Here is a 15763-nt window from a genome sequence, read left to right as displayed (position 1 = left end):
CTCTCCCTCACTCTCCCTCCCTCACTCTCCCTTCCTCTCCTTCTCCACACCCTTCCCTTCCATTCCACAATCGGTCATCACTGCACGGGGGACGATCACTGTGTCATTGACGCTGCCAAGCGAGGTAGCTTGGGTCCTGGACCTCCTCGGCTACAACTGGCCGGACGCCGACGAGGACAAGCTCCATGAATGCGCCCAGACCTGGCGCAACTTCGCCGAGGCTGTCAATAAGGCGTCCTCCCAGGGCTCTTCGGCAGCCAATGAAGTCGTCTCCGCCAATTCCGGCGACGCGATCGAGGGCTTTTCGAACGCATGGGGCTCCTTCGCCGGCAGCGGGAACAGCGGGGACAACTATCTCCGCGATGCCGCCGCGGCGGCCGAGGTCATCGCCCTCGCCTTCGACGCGGCCGCCATCGCCGTTCTCGCCGGCAAAATCGCGGTCATCGTCCAACTCGTCATCCTGGCCACCGAGATCATCGCGGCCCAGGCCGCCGCGCCCTTCACCCTCGGCCTTTCCGAGCTCGGTGCCGCAGGGGCCACTCAAGCGACCCGCGTGATGGTCCGCCAGATCCTCGACAAGATCAAACGCGAGGTCATGGAGGCGGCCACCAAGGCGATGGAGCACGCCACCATGGACGCCATCAAGAAGATGGCGAAGAAGGCGGTCTCCAAGGAAGCCCGCAAGATCGCGGCGGACTATGTGAAGAAGACGGTCAAGGAGACCGTCAAGGACAAGGTCGTCGATCAGGCGAAGGAAATCGCCAGGGACAAGATCGTCGAAGAGGGCAAGGCCAAGGCCCAAGAGGCCGCGACGGAGATGGCCCAGAACGTCACACAGCAGGGCATCGAAAGTCACTTCGGCGCCCGCGACGGAATCGACTGGGGCGAAACCACCGACATCGCCAAGGACAAGGCCGGCGAATACGTCGACGGCATCAAGGAAGGCGCCCAGGACTACAAGGACGGCGTCGCGAGCCTCGCCGACCCCGGCACCTACATCGACCATGCCAAGGAAGACCTCACCAACCGCGGCCTCAACCACGCCCAACGCCACGTCGACCGCCGCACGGGCGGCGCCGCCACCAACAACCCGGATGTAACGGACGAGGTCCGCTCGGTCTTCGGCTGACCCGGCACCCTACGGCTGGAACGCGTCCAGCCCTGCTGTCCGTCCATCCGTCCGTCCCGGATACAGTCCGCCGAAGCGCTCGGCGCGGCGCCCCTTTTCTCAACAGCGTGCGGCCCGCAGCTCGGGAAGCTGCGGGCCGCATCTTTGATGAAGCGAGGTTGGGACTACCGTCCCGGCGGCTGCATGGGCGGCGCCGGCGGGTGCCAACCGGGCGCGGTCGGCTGCTGCTGGTAGGGGTTTGGAGTCGACGGGTAGGGCGGCGCGAAGCCGCCGGGGCCGCCCGGTCCGCCATAACCGCCGTAACCACCGGGGCCGCCGGGGCCACCAGGAGGCGGGCCATTACGCCCGTTCTTCTTCTTGACCATCAACACAACAATCAGCACGACAACGAGAAGGCCGACCACACCACCGACAATGCCGATGACGACGCCCGTACTCATACCCTTAGCGCTGTCGGCTGCCTGCTGCGCGTCTTTGCCGCTGCCGGATCCCTTGGACGAGCCCTCGCTGAGGGCAGGCAGCGGCCCGTTCTCCGAGCCCGTGGGGATGTTCGCGGTCAGTGCCTTGGACGGCCTGATGAAACCGTAGCCGTAGTGGGGGTCAGGAAGCTTCTTCCCCTTCATGTCATCCGGCAGACCGGCAGTCTTCACCAGACGGTTGGCGATCTGGCCGGCGGTCAGATTCGGGAACTTGGAGCGGAGGAGGGCAGCGGCGGCGGATACATACGCTGTGGAGTCTGACGTGCCATTGGCCAAGCGATAGGGGGTCTCCACCCCCGCCGACCGGATATGAAGCCCTGGAGCCAGCAATTTGATATGCGGCCCGTAGCTGGAGAATTTCCAGACCTTGAGGTCAATGTCCACTGCTCCGACAGCGAGAACCCCCGGTACCGCAGAAGGAAGACGCGGAGTGCTGGAGCCAGAGTTTCCAGATGCCGCAACGACCAGGACGTCATGCTTCCGGGCATAGTCAACAGCTGCCTTTTCAGCAGGTGACGTGTCCCCAAAGTCCTCGAACGACATGTTGACGATCTTCGCGCCGTGGTCCACGGCGTACCTCAACGGTTCCGCGTAGGACCCCTCCTTGTCGCCAAGGTCGATTCCCACGGGAAGGATCTTGGAATCAGGCGCCAGCCCCTTCACTCCATCGGATCCCCCAGGACCATGCCCGTGCCCAGCGATGAGCGAAGCCATGGCAGTGCCATGCTCATACTTCCCATCCGGGCTATCTGCCGTTCCCCCATCGATGAAACTCTTGCCAGGAAGCACACTTCCCTTGAGGTCAGGGTGACTTCCATCTACGGGGTCGTCGATGACCGCGACCGTGACGCCCATGCCGGTTGACACCTTCCAGATGTCGTCAGCTCCGAAGGACCTCAACGGCCACTGTTCATGCCTGATCTGATCTGCCGAAGCAACCGGCGCGGTGCCGAAGAGCAGTGCACCCGCCACCACCGCGCCGCCCACCGCACGCAGCGTCCGCGTGAAACTCACGCTGTAATACCTCTCCCCCAACAGTGCGGCCCGCAGCTCAAAGCTGCGGGCCGTGCCTTGATGAAACAGTTCGGAATTACCGCCCCGGCGGCTGCGTGGGCGGCGCCGACGGATACGCACCGGGCGCGCTCGGCTGCTGGTGGCTCGGGTTCGGCGGATGCGGCACAAAGCCACCAGGGCTACCCGGTCCGCCGTAACCACCGGGGCCGCCCGGAGGCGGACCATTCCGCCCGTTCTTCTTCTTGACCACCAGCACAACGATCAGCACGACGACGAGGAGGCCGACCACACCACCGAGAATGCCGATGATGAGGCCCGTACTCATGCCCTTGTCGCTCTCGGTTGCCTGCTGCGCGTCCTTGCCGCTACCAGACGCCTTGGACGAACCATCCTTGAGGGCAGGCAACGGCCCGTTCTCCGACCCGGCGGGCATCTTCTTGATGAGCGCCTGCCAGGGGTTGACGATGCCGTAGCCGTAGTGGGCGTCGGGAAGCTTCTTTCCCTTCATGCTGTCCGGCAGAACAGCGGTCTTCACCAGACGGTTAGCGACCTGGCCTGCGGTGAGGTCAGGGAACTTGGAGCGGACGAGGGCAGCGGCGGCGGAAACGTACGCTGTGGAGTCTGACGTGCCATTCGCCAAGCGGTATGGAGTCTCAACTCCCGCCGACCGGATATGAAGCCCCGGCGCCAGCAGCTTGATGTGAGAACCGTAGTTGGAGAACTTCCAGACCTTGAGGTCAATGTCCGCAGCTCCCACGGCAAGAACCCCACGCGCCACTGCCGGATTACGTGGAGAGCTGACCCCAGAATTTCCTGACCCCGCAACTACCAGCACATCGTGCTTCCGAGCGTAGTCAACGGCCGCCTGCTCAGCATCTGAGGGCACCACATCATCAGTCATGAACGACATGTTCACCACACGCGCACCGTGGTCTACGGCATACCTCAGCGGTTCAGCGTAGGACAGCCTCTCCCCGCTGGAATCTGAGTCCCCGTCAGGATCTCCAAGGTCAATCCCGACAGGAAGGATCTTGGCATCAGGAGCCAGCCCCTTGACGCCGTCGCTGCCCCCCGGCCCATGCCCGTGCCCAGCGATGAGCGAAGCCATAGCTGTGCCGTGCTCGCGCTCCCCGTATGGATGGTCTGCCGTTCCTCCAGTGAAGAAACTCTTCCCTGGAAGCACGTTTCCCTTGAGGTCGCGATGGCTGCCATCCACCGGATCATCGATGACCGCGACCGTGACGCCCTTGCCGGTTGACGCCTTCCAAATATCGTCAACGCCGAAGACAGTCAACGGCCACTGGTCTTTTCTGATCTGATCTGCCGCAGCAACCGGCGCGGTGCCGAAGAGCAGAGCTCCCGCCACCACCGCGCCGCCCACCGCACGCAGCGTCCGCGTGAAGCTCATGCCGTAACACCTTCCTTACAGAGTCGGGGCCCGCAGCCCGAGGGGCTGCGGGCCCCAGCACGTCCGCCGATTGCTTGACCGGCCGTTACTACTCGATGACCGGGGGAGCCACATTACGCTTGGCTGTCCAGGTTTCCTCGTCTTCCACGAGGTAGTCAGGACGGCTCGCGTCGCCGCTTCCGCCCTCGCCCCTGGCGCCGGGCGCACCATGCGCGCCACCCATCATGCCTGCCGGGCGACGTCCGCTACCCGAGTTGTCCCCGGATGCAGTTCCCCCTCGACTGCGGTGCAGGCCGGCTCCCCCCTGTCCTCCGCCGCTGGCTTTACCACCGGGCGACCCGATGATCCCGCCCTTCTGCCGCGCCTGGGCACCGCCGGCGCTGACTCCTCCGCCGCCCGCGCCCTTCCCTGCGCCACCACCATGTGCGCCGGCCATGCCGGGCATGCCGGCACGGCCCCCCGCTTGGGAACCACCTGGGGTGGAACCAGGTGTGCCGCCCTTGAGACCGCCAGGGCCACCGCTCTTGAGACCACCGGAGCCACCGGGGCCGGCGCCCTTGAGCCCGCCAGGGGCGCCGCCCTTGAGACCACCGGGACCACCACTCTTGAGACCGCCAGTCCCAGGCATGCCGCCCGGCATTCCAGACAAGCCAGGTCCACCGCCGGGACCGCCACCGGTGGGCGCATGGAGGCCGCCACCACCGGGGCCGCCACTAGGGGCTTTGAGGCCGCCGCCGCTGGGTCCATCGCGGAGGCCGTCAAGGCCAGTCCCCACAGTGGGCCCCTTAGGCTTCAGTTCACCGAGACCACCGCTGACACCCGGATGCTTGAGGCTCGGGGGGCTAGGCATCTTGGGGGTGCTGTTACCGGAGTTCGCACCCCGCTTGGGGAGCGCGAGTCCACCCCCGCCACCCTTCGATCCACCACCCGTCGGAATCATGGGGGTGTTAATGGCGCCTGGATCGTTCGACGGGTCCTTTTCGTGGTCGGGGATCTTGTCGTCAATCCCGCCCTTCCCCGGCTGCGGCGCCTTCAGCGCCTTCGAGGCCCTTACAAACGACGAGCCCAACTGCTCCATGGCGATGGTCGACTCAAGCCGAAGCGTCTGCTCATCGTCGAGCCTGTCCTTGTTCGCCTCCAGGAGGCCCGAGGCGTCTTCGCCCCTCTTGAGCGCTTCGTCGAGATCATCGTCGGAGATGTCCCAACCCCAGTCATCGAGGTCGCCGAGTTCCCAGGTCTCCTCCTTCATCCTGACCTTGTTGATGGCCGTCTGAAGGGCCTTGGCCGACTCGTCCATGACCTTCGCCGTGTGAGTGCACCAAGGTTTCCCGGCCTCGAAGTTCGCGATGATCTGCTGAGCCTTCTTTTTGAAGCGTTCCGCTGACTCGCCCTCCCAGTGCTCCGTCACCTTGTCCACGGCCTTGGAGAAACTATTCCTGTGTGTCTCCAGGTCGTCGGCCACGTCCTGCCAGTGCTGAGCGACAGAGTAAAGCACTTCCGGATCAGCACCATCGAGCATGTCCTTCAGACCATTGAAGTTGCTCTGGTTGAAATCCGTCACATGCCGATAACTCTCGTACCTTTCTTCAGGCACGCTACTCTTTCCTCCACCCACCTGTGGGCCCCCTTTTCCTTCAGTCGGCGATCAGCCAACCACCGTCAGTGGATCTTGTTCTCGTGCTCGGCGTCGTCGTAGGCTTCCTTCGTCTTCTTCGACTTCTTGCCGAATTCATCGACCAACTTCTCGATCTTGCCGACGATCTCTTCCTCGATGAACTTCTTCATGTCAGTGTGAGCCGTGTGCAGCATCTCGTGCTCTTTGTACTTCTTCCCCAAGGCATTTGACGGCAGGAAAGTCCCACTACCCGCCTTCCCCTTAGTCCCGTTCATGTCCTTCAGGACACCATTGAGCTCCTTGACCACCTGGTCCAAGGCATCCAGATCGACGCGGTATTCCTTAGCCATTACTGGCCTCCCCGTGAGGTGTCAGTCCGGTCTTGCGGCGCCAGTCGCGGATGGCGATGGAGGAGCCGACGACCGCGGCGACGGCAAGAAGTCCGCCGCCGACGATGTAGATGGAGATGCGGGCGCGCCGTTCCTCGGTGGATTCTCCGATGGTGACGGCGGCCGGCTGGATGTTGGAGCCGTCAGCCGCGTTGGTGGGCTTGTCCGGCTGGGGTTCGGTGGTGGGCCTGGTGTCGTCGTTGAGGGCGGCGACCGGGTCGACGACGCCCCAGCCGATGTTGTGGTCCGCCTTCGGGCGCACGCGCTCCGCGGTCTTCTCCAGGTGCCAGATGACCTGCTGCGGGGTCCACCTCGGGACCTCGTTGCGGTGCTTCGCGATCAGGAGGGCCGCGGCGCCCGCGGCGTAGGGTGCGGCGAAGCTGGTGCCCTGGTCGACGCAGTTACCGCCGTCGGGGACGGTGGAGACCATGTTCACGCCCGGCGCGGCGATGTCGACCCAGGATCCCGGCTGGGAGAAGGGGGCGCGTTCGTTGTTGCGGTCCGAGGCGGCGACGGACAGCACATTGTCGAACTGCTGGAAAGCGGCGGGGTACATGTTCTTTTCCTTGCCGCTCGCGCCGTCGTTTCCGGCCGACGCGACGATAAGGATGTTCTGACGGGCCGCTTTCTGGATCGCCGCCTTGAGGGGGATCAGCTTTTCCTCGCTGGCGTCCGTGCCCTGGGAAATGTTGATGATGTCGACCTTCAGCTGGACCGCGTACTCGATGGCGGCGGCGAGGCTGTCGGAGGTGCCGGCCTTCTCCTCGCTGGTCTGCTGAAGCGGAATGACCTTCGCCTCGGGGGCGATTCCGTAGAAACCCGAACCCAGTTTCGGCTGGGCGGCGATGATGCCCGCAACCTTGGTGCCGTGGCCGACCCGGTCGACGGTCGGCTTGCCGTCACCGGCGACGAACTTCTTGCCGGCGCCCTGGATGTTGGGCCTGATCTGCGAGTTGCCCGCATCGATGCCGGTGTCGATGACGGCGACGCTGACGCCCTTGCCCCTGGTGTCCGCCCACATCTGGTTGGTCAGGAGGCGCTGGAGCGACCAGGGGGTCTCCTTGATGTCGCTGGTGCCGAACTTGCACTCACCACTGTTGAGCGGAACGTTCGGGTCCGCGACCGCCGGTGCGGCGGTGGCACTCGACAGGCCGACGATGCACGCCGCCGTGACCAGCGCACCCGCCGCTCGGCGACGGTGCCCGGTTCGGTGACCAATGGCGCGAGATCCCACGGGCTTTCTGCTCTCCATGTGTGGCGAATTGGGCAGGAACGAAGGGTGAGAAGAGGGAGACGGAGGGGTGAAGGAGTGGTGGACGGCAGAAGGGCGAGCGCACTGATGCAGCGCGCTCGCCCTCATGGACCACTGTGCGAGCAGCCGGGCTGCTCAGGTCTGGCCGTTTCCGGCTCGACTGACCGGAGGTCAGCCTCCCCAGATGCCGGAGTTCTTGTGCTCAGTGGCCTGGTAGTTCTGCGCGGCCTGGTCCAGCGCCTTGGCGATGGCCTCGAGCGTCGAGTGCAGGGAGGCGGCACGCTGGTCCCACTCGCGCTGGCGGGCCTGGTAGCCCTCCTGCGCCGCACCTTCCCAGCTGGCGGCGATCTTCTTGACGCCCGCCTCGAGGTCGTCGAGCTGCTGACGGATGTTGTTGGCCGTACCGCGCACGTCGGAACTGGCCTGCGAGATCGTCGCGAAATTAACGAGGATCTGGCCTGACATGGTGTCTCCTCAGGAGTTGATGATGCTGGTCGATTCACACACCACAGCGGGCCGGCGGCATTGGCCGGCGGGCCCGGGCTGCGGCGGCTGGGCCGTTGCGCCGCGGGTCAGCGGCGCGGCCCCATCATCCGAACGGGGAAGCCGAGGCGGAGATGTGCGTGATCGACTGCGCCTGCTCCTCTTCGGAGGCGGAGTAGTTCTTGGTGGTCTCGTCGATCGCTTCCTTGATCTCAGCCAGAAGCTGGTTGAGACGGTTGGCGTCCTCGTTCACCTGCGACTGGAGCTGGTTGTACGAGGAGGCCGCAGCACCCTTCCACCCAGACGTGATGGTGTCGACGACCGTGTTCAGGCGCGAGATCTCGCCCTGGATCGACTGGTTGACCGAGGAGATCTTGCCGCTGAACGCGACCATCTCCTCCTCGGTGGTTGTGTACTGCTGACCAGCCATAGTCAACGTCCCCCATGAGACTCGTACGTCGTACCGCACCGGGCAGCCACAGGCGCTCGCGCGGCAGGCATCTCCTGCTGACGCCTTTGGCTACTTTAACCACTCGATATGGCTGTCCCCAACAGGGGGAGGGCGGTTGTGACGGGATCACAACAATGCCAACTGGCCTTCGGTGAAACGTTGTTCGCGGGAAACGGACAGATGTACCGCTATCGGTCATTCACCAACAGGGCCGGACCGGTGAAGATCGTGCGGAGAAGGCCGTCGCGGTCCCGGTGGGAAAACCGTGTCGGCGGAATCCGGGGGACGCAGAAGGCCGCACCGAAACGCCCCTTTCCGGGGCTCGGTACGGCCTTCGCTCATATCAGGACGACTGCGGCTTCTTGGCGCTCGCAATCTCCAGCGACGGGCCGGTGGAGAGGAGTTCGGACCATGCCTTCATGATCAGCGGCGGATGCGTGCCCTCGTATCCGAGGTGGACCTTCGCCTTGTCCTGTTCGTCATCGGCCTTGCCGGCCTTGTTTTCGCTGTCGTTGTTCTTCGGCAGCGGATAGCGCAGTCCGGTGTCGGTGATCAGGAACTGGCTGCCGTCCGTCGTCGCGGAGGTGCGCACCTCCGTGTAGAGCAGACCGCTGCCGGGGGTGACGTACGAGTTGGCTCCGGTGGCAATCTTGACCGGGTAGTCGTTGCCGACCCAGGTCTGCATGTCGGGCACGCCGTTCTTGTACCCGAGCTGCTTCTCCTCACCGCCCGGCAACTTGATGTTCTTGCCGTTGTAAACGCTGCACGAGACGCCGTTCCGGGTGGGACGGGTCAGTCCGCCGGTCTGGGAGCCGTGTTCGAATTCGTTGGCCACCGAGAGGCTCTCGGTGGGCCACGGGGAAGGGAACGTGCCGAACTTCCCCAGGAAGAACGTCGGGTTGTCCGAGTCGTCCCGCTTCGGGTCGATGCTGTTGACGGCGATCTGTTCGGGCTTGACCCGTGAACCGTCATTGCTCAGCTTGTCGGCGTTCGCGCCCTCCTCCAGGAGGTTCGCCACGAAGTCCGTCACCTGCTCGACGCCGTCCTGCTCCACGACGTACTTCTGACCGCTGCTGTCCTGGAGGATCGAGCCGACGGTCCTGGCCCGCGCCGGGACCTTCGGGTCGGTGGTCTGGCTCCCCGCCCCGGTGACCTCGGGCATGCTGATGCCGAGCTGACGCGGCATCACGAGGAGGGTGTCCATGAATTCCTGGGACACCGGCTGCGGTTTGGCGGAGCGGAAGATGATGCGGCGCAGGGTGTCGTTGACCGCTTCGCTCTTCCCGTTGAACTCGAAGGCCTTGCCCTCGCTGTCGACCAGCCACTTCTTGTGCTGCGGGTCCTCGACGAACAGCGCCTGGCTCGGGCCGAGTTTGCCCCTGCCCTCGACGGCCTGCTTGTCCTTGCCGGCCAGGATGAACACGGACTGCTGGGGCTTGCTGTTGAGGCCGCTGCCGGGACGGTTGCACACCGCCCAGGTCTTGGCCGTGTCGGCGTCCTCTGTGGTGGGCAGCCGGTCGGGCGCGTAGGGAATACCGATGGCCGGTCCGTGCGGGATCTTTCCGTCCAGCTCTTCTTCCTTGACCTTCACGACCTTGAAATTCGGGTCGATGAGCAGCCGGGCGGAGGCGAGGTTAAGGATCGGGTGCAGCAGTTTCTGCTTGCCCTGCTTCAGGACGATATAGCGCGTGGTGGATTTGTCCCCGACGATGACATTCTTTCCGACCTCGTCCCAGCCTTGCGGGGCAACAGGCTTGAGAATGCCGCAGGCACCAAATCCCACCAGCATCACGACCCCCATCATGATGCTCGGCACCACCGCCTTCAGGGGCCTGGGAGCGCTCTCGATCGAACCGTTCGGCAGCGGCTTCAGAAATGCCGCATTCGTGCGCTTTCGAGCGAACGAATACGCATTCAGCTCGTCCCGACGTGATGCCATTGTTGCTTTCTCTCCCCGCCTGTCGGATCCACATCGACCGCCCCCGGCACTCACGCCGTAGCGCCCTCTACTATGCCGTGTGTCGATCGACCCGTACGGTACGGGTGCCACCTTCCAACGCACCAGTCTCAGCGGCGACCGATACGCCTAGAGGCCACACCACCAGTAGAGGAGCAGGCCGGGGGATGTCCAGCGCCACCAGGGCTCGACGCCGCAACGGGCGGCAACAGCAACAACAGCCTTCCGCTGCACCGCAATACGCGGGAAATGCTGGCCAAAACGGCACAGCTCCGGGCAACAGAGAAAATGGCGGCCGGGGTTCCGCGGCCCGCCCGGCAGGTCCGGTGGCACCGCGGCTGCGCCAACAGGCCGGAACCATCGGCGGGGTCCGCGTTCAGCAGCTGGCCATCATCGAACTCGCCGCGGCCCTGGTACTGGTGGGCTGGTCGATCCACCCGGCCGCACTGACCGCGGCCATTGTGATCGCGGCAGTTCTGGTCATTTTTGCGCTCGGCCGGCGGCGGCGGATTCCGCTGCCGGAATGGGTCACCACCGTGCGCGCCATGAAGCGCCGCGGCAAGGAGAGCGCCTCCGCACTCGCGGCCACACAGGGCGTCGACCCGGCGATCGCCCCCGTGGTGGAGTGCGAACCGGCGCTGCGCACCTACGAGTTCACGACCGAGTCGGATCAGCGCGCCATCGGGTTCGTCGGTGACGGCACGTTCCTGACCGCTCTTGTCCAGGTGGACGCCCGTGACGAGCCGCTGCGTCCGGAGCGCGGCAGCCACATGCTGCCGCTCGAGGTGCTGCACACCGCGCTCGACATCGAGGACATCCACCTGGAGTCGGTGCAGTTCGTCCAGTACACCCAGCCCGCGCCGGCACCGCACCTGCCCGAACAGGCCGTCGCGGCCCGCTCGTACGCACCGCTCCAGGCCCAGGCCCAGACGCCCGCGCTCCAGTTGACGTGGATCGCGCTCAAGCTCGACCCCGAGCTGTGCTCGGAGGCGATCGAGGCTCGCGGCGGCGGGATGGAGGGCGCCAAGCGTTCGCTGCTGCGCGCCGCCGACCAGCTCGTCAGCCGGCTGACCGCGCACGGGGTGCGCGCCAAGGTGCTCGCCGAGCGCGAGGTGGTGGCCGCGATCGGCACCGCGGTGTGCGTCAGCCCGCGGGCCGCCAACGGCGCGATGGGGCGCGAGGGACGAGCCGCCCGCCGCACCCAGGAGACGACCCGGGCGATGCGCTGCGACGACCGCTGGCACTCCACGTACTGGATCGGCCGGTGGCCCCAACTGGGCCAGGGCGGTGCGCCGTTGGCGGCCGTCACCCAGCTGCTGACCAGCACGAGGGCGATGGCCAGCACCTTCGCGCTGACCGCCACCCACGGCAGCGGCCGCGCCCCGGCCATCTCGGGTTACGTTCGTCTTTCCACCCGCAGCGAGAACGAACTCACGGCCGCTCAGAGCGAGTTGGAGCGCCGTTCCGGTTCCGTGAAGGTCGGCCTCGTACGGCTCGACCGGGAACAGCTGCCCGGCCTGCTGGCCACGCTTCCCCTCGGAGGTACCCGCTGATGGCCTCTCCCACCTATCAGCCCCGCGTCAACACCAGCGGCAACGGCTGGCGCAACCCCCCGCTCGGCGGCGGCGACGGCGGCCACCGGCTCTCGCACCAGCCCCGCCCGGACGAGGACCAGTCGGGACCGACCGGTCCGACGCCCAGGCCCGGTTACGGCCTGCGCGGTCCGCGGCGCAGCCCCCATGTGCTGACGGCCGAATCCCTCGCCTCCCTGACCCTGCCGGTCGGCGACGACGGCGTGATCATCGGCATCGACCCGCAGAACCAGCCCGCCGTGCTGAGCCTGCTGCGGCCCGCGCCGATGGAGATCGCGCTGGTCGGCAGCATGTGGATGGCCCAGGTGCTGGCGCTGCGTACGGTCGCCGTCGGTGCCCGGGTCGCGGTCGAGACCGCGCGGCCGCCGGCCTGGGGCCAGATGGCGCAGGCCGCGGGCGGCGGACAGCAGTGTGTGTCGGTCCATGACGTGCGCCAGATCGCCCCCCAGGGCCCGTCGGTTTCCAGCCCGGTGCTGGTCGTACGGGACATGGGCGCACGCCCGCCGCGCAATCAGCTCGCCCCGAGCCCCTGGCAGTCGGTGCTGACCGTGCTGCCGTTCCTCGGGCCGCGGTCGCCGCAGATGCTCAGCCGCGCCGATCTGGTCGGTCTCCAGCGGCTTTCGCCCGAAGAGGCCGAGGTTGTGACGCGAATCATGCGGCTGCCGGAGCAGGTCGGTGCGGTGCTGCCGACGCTCAGCGACAACGCCATGCTGTGGTGTTCGCGCGATGGCCACCAGTTCGTGATGACGCAGCCGACGGAGGCGGAGACCAACCTGCTCGGCGGGCCGCGCCGGATGGACTGACCGTCATTCCGGGCCGGTCGCCCGCGCAGCGCTGTGCGCAGCGCGTCCGCAACCGGCCGCGGGGCACGACCTACGGGCGCATCCACGGGTGCGCCCGTAAGCGTGCGAAGGGTATGAAGACGACATGACATCGACTGCCGTTATGAGCCGACTCTTGATTAGGCTGTGTGGGAGAGCCGCAGGAGCACAGCACGACGGCAGTCGATACGGGGATGGAGACAGCTAGTGTTGGCGCAACCCCGGGTGGTGTGTTCCGACTTCCGCTACATCCGATCGATCCGCCTGTATCCGGTCCTGCCGTTCAGGTGCGTTGCAGTACACCAGGAGGCACAGTGAACGAGCAGGAGGCTTTCCGTCCGGACGGAAACGATCCTGACGACGACCAGTCCGAGTTCGACCTGACCGGTGAGTTCAAGATCGATTTCGCCGCACCGGCCTGGTACGCGAGCAACGACACCAGTGGTGGCGGCACGAGTGCCGCGGCCTCGTCCGCGGCTCCTCCTGCGTCTTCGCCCGCCACTCCGGCCGCCGGGGCCCAGCCCCCCGTTGGACAGCCCCTGGGACAGCCGCTCCCCGGGCCCGCGGAGGCCGCGCCGCCGGGATTCCCGACGCTGCGCCCCCAGGAAACGGGCCATGACGCCCCGGTCGCCGCCACTCCCCCGGACGCGCCGGAGACTCCCTCGGAGTCGGCGCCGGCCGCGAACGAGGGTGCCGGCACCGGTAATCGGCGCGCGGGCACGGGCGTCGATCCGTCGGCCTCGCTCTGGGACGACGACGAGGACACCGAGCCGGAGGCGACGAGCGCGCCCGAGCCGGAGGTCACGCCCACCGACGCGGCGCCGCAGCCGGAGACCTCGGCCGCGCCCGCCCCCGTCGAGGAGAGTGCACCGGCCCCCGAGGCCGCGGTGCCCGCGCAGCCCGCCCCCGAGGCGGCCGTGCCGGAGGCGCAGCCCGCACCGGCCCAGCAGCCGCCGCACCAGGGCGTGCCCCAGCAGGGCATGCCCGGGCAGGGTGTGCCCCAGCAGGCTCTTCCGCAGCAGCAGGGTGTTCCGGAGCAGACGGCTCCGCAGCAGGGCGTACCGCAGCAGGGCATTCCGCAGCAGGCGATGCCCCCGCAGGCGGCCCCGCAGCAGGCTCCCCAGCAGGGCGTTCCGCAGCAAGGAGTGCCGCAGCAGGGCGCTCCTTGGGGTGCCGCGGCGGACGGTCAGCAGCAGGGCGTGCCCGGACAGGGCGCGTTGCCACCGCTGCCGGCCGAGTACCAGCCCGCGGACCCGCGGAGCGCACAGGCGCAGGCCCAGCAGGCACAGGCCGCTCAGCAGGCGCAGCAGGCCCAGCAGCAGGCACCGGCCCAGCAGCAACCGCAGGCCCAGCAGCAGCCGCACGCCCAGCAGGCGGGGCAGCCGCAGGCCGGGCAGCCGCAGGCCGGGTACCCCCAGGGGCAGCACGCCCAGCAGGCCGGCTACCCGCAGCAGCAGGGCGCGCCCGCGCAGCAGCAACAGCCCGCGTACGGCTATCCGCAGCCCGCGTACGGCTACCCCCAGCAGGCCCAGCAGCAGCCCCAGGCGGCCGCGCAGCAGTCGGCTTATGGCTATCCGCAGACCGGTGCGCAGGGCTACCCGCAGCAGGGCCAGGCGCAGGCCGGTTACGCCCAGCAGCACGCCGCCCAGCAGGCGGCACAGGCACAGGCCGCCCAGGCGCAGGCCCAGGCGGCGCAGGCCCAACAAGCCCAGCAGGCCCAACAAGCCCAGCAGGCACAGCAAGCACAACAGGCGCAGCAGGCCCAGCAGGCCCAGGCCCAAGCCCAACAGGCCCAGGCCCAGCAGGCCCAGGCCCAGCAGGCCCAGGCCCAGCAGGCGCAGTACCAGCCGCTGCCCGGTCAGCAGCCCGCCGACCCGAACGCCGCGGCCAACTACGCGTCGTACTCGCAGCCGGGCCAGCAGCAGCCGCAGCAGCGGGCCGCCCCCGGCGCACCGCTCGGCTACAGCGCCGCCGTCGAGCTGACCTCCGACCGGCTGCTGCGCAATCAGCCCAAGAAGCGCAAGCCGGGCGCCAACGCGCAGCCGTCCAAGTTCAAGCTGGGCGCGAAGAAGGAAGAGGCGGAGCGGCAGCGCAAGCTGGAGCTGATCCGTACGCCGGTGATGTCCTGTTACCGGATCGCGGTGATCAGCCTCAAGGGCGGTGTCGGCAAGACCACCACGACCACGGCCCTGGGCTCCACGCTCGCCTCCGAGCGGCAGGACAAGATCCTGGCGATCGACGCCAACCCGGACGCCGGCACGCTCGGCCGACGGGTGCGCCGGGAGACCGGGGCGACCATCCGTGACCTGGTGCAGGCGATCCCGCATCTGCACAGCTACATGGACATCCGCCGGTTCACCTCGCAGGCCCCCTCGGGCCTGGAGATCCTCGCCAACGACGTCGACCCGGCCGTCTCGACGACCTTCAACGACGATGACTACCGGCGGGCGATCGATGTCCTCGGCAAGCAGTACCCGGTCATCCTCACCGACTCGGGAACCGGTCTGCTCTACAGCGCGATGCGTGGAGTCCTCGATCTCGCGGACCAGTTGATCATCATCTCCACCCCGTCCGTGGACGGTGCCAGCAGCGCGAGCACCACCCTGGACTGGCTGTCCGCGCACGGCTACGCCGACCTGGTGCAGCGCGGCATCACGGTCATCTCCGGTGTCCGTGAGACCGGCAAGATGATCAAGATCGATGACATCGTGTCGCACTTCGAGACCCGTTGCCGCGGTGTCGTGGTCGTCCCGTTCGACGAGCATCTCGCCGCCGGTGCCGAGGTCGACCTCGACATGATGCGGCCCAAGACCCGCGAGGCGTACTTCAACCTCTCCGCCCTGGTGGCCGAGGACTTCGCGCGGGCGCAGCAGGCGCAGGGCATGTATCCCCAGCAGCAGATGGGCGGGGATCCGTACGCCCAGCAGCAGATGGGCGGCGACCCGTACGCGCAGCAGCAGTACCCCCAGCAGGGCCAGCCGCAGCAGCCGCAACAGGGCCAGCCGCCGGCCGGCTACCCGCCGCAGCAGGGGGGCTGGACCCAGCAGCCGCAGCAGGGCCAACCGCCGGCCCACTGGCAGCAGCAACAGCCCGCTCCGGACGCACCGCAGCCGGAGGGGCCCGGTCTGGCACCCGGGTGGCAGCAGCAGCCGCCTCCGCAGTGAGGCGGGCGT

General features: G+C 67.3%; 12 protein-coding genes. 4 read left to right on the top strand and 8 right to left on the bottom strand.

Translation table 11 applies throughout. The features are described from left to right. Nucleotides 1–100 precede the first annotated feature (100 nt). Nucleotides 101–1129, top strand: a complete 1029-nt coding sequence (locus AC3EUV_RS35315; RefSeq protein ID WP_432146546.1) for a WXG100-like domain-containing protein — start codon at nucleotides 101–103, stop codon at nucleotides 1127–1129. A gap of 164 nt (nucleotides 1130–1293) precedes the next feature. Here AC3EUV_RS35315 and AC3EUV_RS35310 read toward each other — a convergent pair whose 3' ends face one another. From AC3EUV_RS35310 to eccB, 8 genes are all read right to left on the bottom strand, one after another. Continuing rightward, entirely contained in the window at nucleotides 1294–2622 is a 1329-nt protein-coding gene (locus AC3EUV_RS35310; protein ID WP_435604683.1) for a S8 family peptidase, read from the bottom strand. 76 nt (nucleotides 2623–2698) lie between these two features. After that, entirely contained in the window at nucleotides 2699–4030 is a 1332-nt protein-coding gene (locus AC3EUV_RS35305) for a S8 family peptidase (protein WP_435604682.1), read from the bottom strand. 88 nt (nucleotides 4031–4118) lie between these two features. Next, nucleotides 4119–5624 (bottom strand): WXG100 family type VII secretion target, encoded by a 1506-nt coding sequence (locus AC3EUV_RS35300; protein ID WP_435604681.1) that lies wholly within the window; start codon nucleotides 5622–5624, stop codon nucleotides 4119–4121. Nucleotides 5625–5689: 65 nt separating this feature from the next. Continuing rightward, nucleotides 5690–5995 carry a hypothetical protein gene (locus AC3EUV_RS35295; RefSeq protein WP_435604680.1) on the bottom strand — a complete coding sequence of 102 codons (306 nt, stop codon included), beginning with the start codon at nucleotides 5993–5995 and terminating at the stop codon, nucleotides 5690–5692. Beyond that, nucleotides 5988–7268 (bottom strand): type VII secretion-associated serine protease mycosin, encoded by a 1281-nt coding sequence (gene mycP / locus AC3EUV_RS35290; RefSeq protein ID WP_432146541.1) that lies wholly within the window; start codon nucleotides 7266–7268, stop codon nucleotides 5988–5990. The genes AC3EUV_RS35295 and mycP overlap by 8 nt, the downstream gene beginning before the upstream one ends. 189 nt (nucleotides 7269–7457) lie before the next feature. Continuing rightward, complete coding sequence (locus AC3EUV_RS35285; RefSeq protein WP_018093366.1) at nucleotides 7458–7751, bottom strand: WXG100 family type VII secretion target; 294 nt, start codon at nucleotides 7749–7751, stop codon at nucleotides 7458–7460. Between the two features lie 124 nt (nucleotides 7752–7875). Next, complete coding sequence (locus AC3EUV_RS35280; protein WP_387249207.1) at nucleotides 7876–8199, bottom strand: WXG100 family type VII secretion target; 324 nt, start codon at nucleotides 8197–8199, stop codon at nucleotides 7876–7878. A 364-nt stretch (nucleotides 8200–8563) separates the two neighbouring features. After that, nucleotides 8564–10159: a type VII secretion protein EccB gene (eccB, locus tag AC3EUV_RS35275; protein WP_432146540.1), complete on the bottom strand. Its 1596-nt coding sequence runs from the start codon at nucleotides 10157–10159 to the stop codon at nucleotides 8564–8566. 344 nt (nucleotides 10160–10503) lie between these two features. Between eccB and eccE the strand changes: the two genes are divergently transcribed. From eccE to AC3EUV_RS35260, 3 genes are all read left to right on the top strand, one after another. Beyond that, entirely contained in the window at nucleotides 10504–11730 is a 1227-nt protein-coding gene (gene eccE / locus AC3EUV_RS35270; protein WP_432146539.1) for a type VII secretion protein EccE, read from the top strand. Next, nucleotides 11730–12572, top strand: a complete 843-nt coding sequence (locus tag AC3EUV_RS35265; RefSeq protein ID WP_432146538.1) for a hypothetical protein — start codon at nucleotides 11730–11732, stop codon at nucleotides 12570–12572. The genes eccE and AC3EUV_RS35265 overlap by 1 nt, the downstream gene beginning before the upstream one ends. A gap of 332 nt (nucleotides 12573–12904) precedes the next feature. After that, on the top strand, nucleotides 12905–15754 hold the full coding sequence (locus AC3EUV_RS35260; protein WP_435604679.1) for an SCO5717 family growth-regulating ATPase: 2850 nt from the start codon (nucleotides 12905–12907) through the stop codon (nucleotides 15752–15754). Nucleotides 15755–15763: the final 9 nt, after the last annotated feature.

The organism is Streptomyces sp. bgisy130, assembly GCF_057708345.1.
Note: the sequence above shows the minus strand (reverse complement) of the source record. Positions and strands in the feature narration are given on the sequence as shown.

Bases quoted from the DNA above. Each gene is read 5' to 3' on its own strand.
- AC3EUV_RS35305 (WP_435604682.1), bottom strand. From the start codon at position 4,030: ATGAGCTTCACGCGGACGCTGCGTGCGGTGGGCGGCGCGGTGGTGGCG.
- AC3EUV_RS35295 (WP_435604680.1), bottom strand. From the start codon at position 5,995: ATGGCTAAGGAATACCGCGTCGATCTGGATGCCTTGGACCAGGTGGTC.
- AC3EUV_RS35285 (WP_018093366.1), bottom strand. From the start codon at position 7,751: ATGTCAGGCCAGATCCTCGTTAATTTCGCGACGATCTCGCAGGCCAGT.
- AC3EUV_RS35280 (WP_387249207.1), bottom strand. From the start codon at position 8,199: ATGGCTGGTCAGCAGTACACAACCACCGAGGAGGAGATGGTCGCGTTC.
- eccB (WP_432146540.1), bottom strand. From the start codon at position 10,159: ATGGCATCACGTCGGGACGAGCTGAATGCGTATTCGTTCGCTCGAAAG.
- AC3EUV_RS35265 (WP_432146538.1), top strand. From the start codon at position 11,730: ATGGCCTCTCCCACCTATCAGCCCCGCGTCAACACCAGCGGCAACGGC.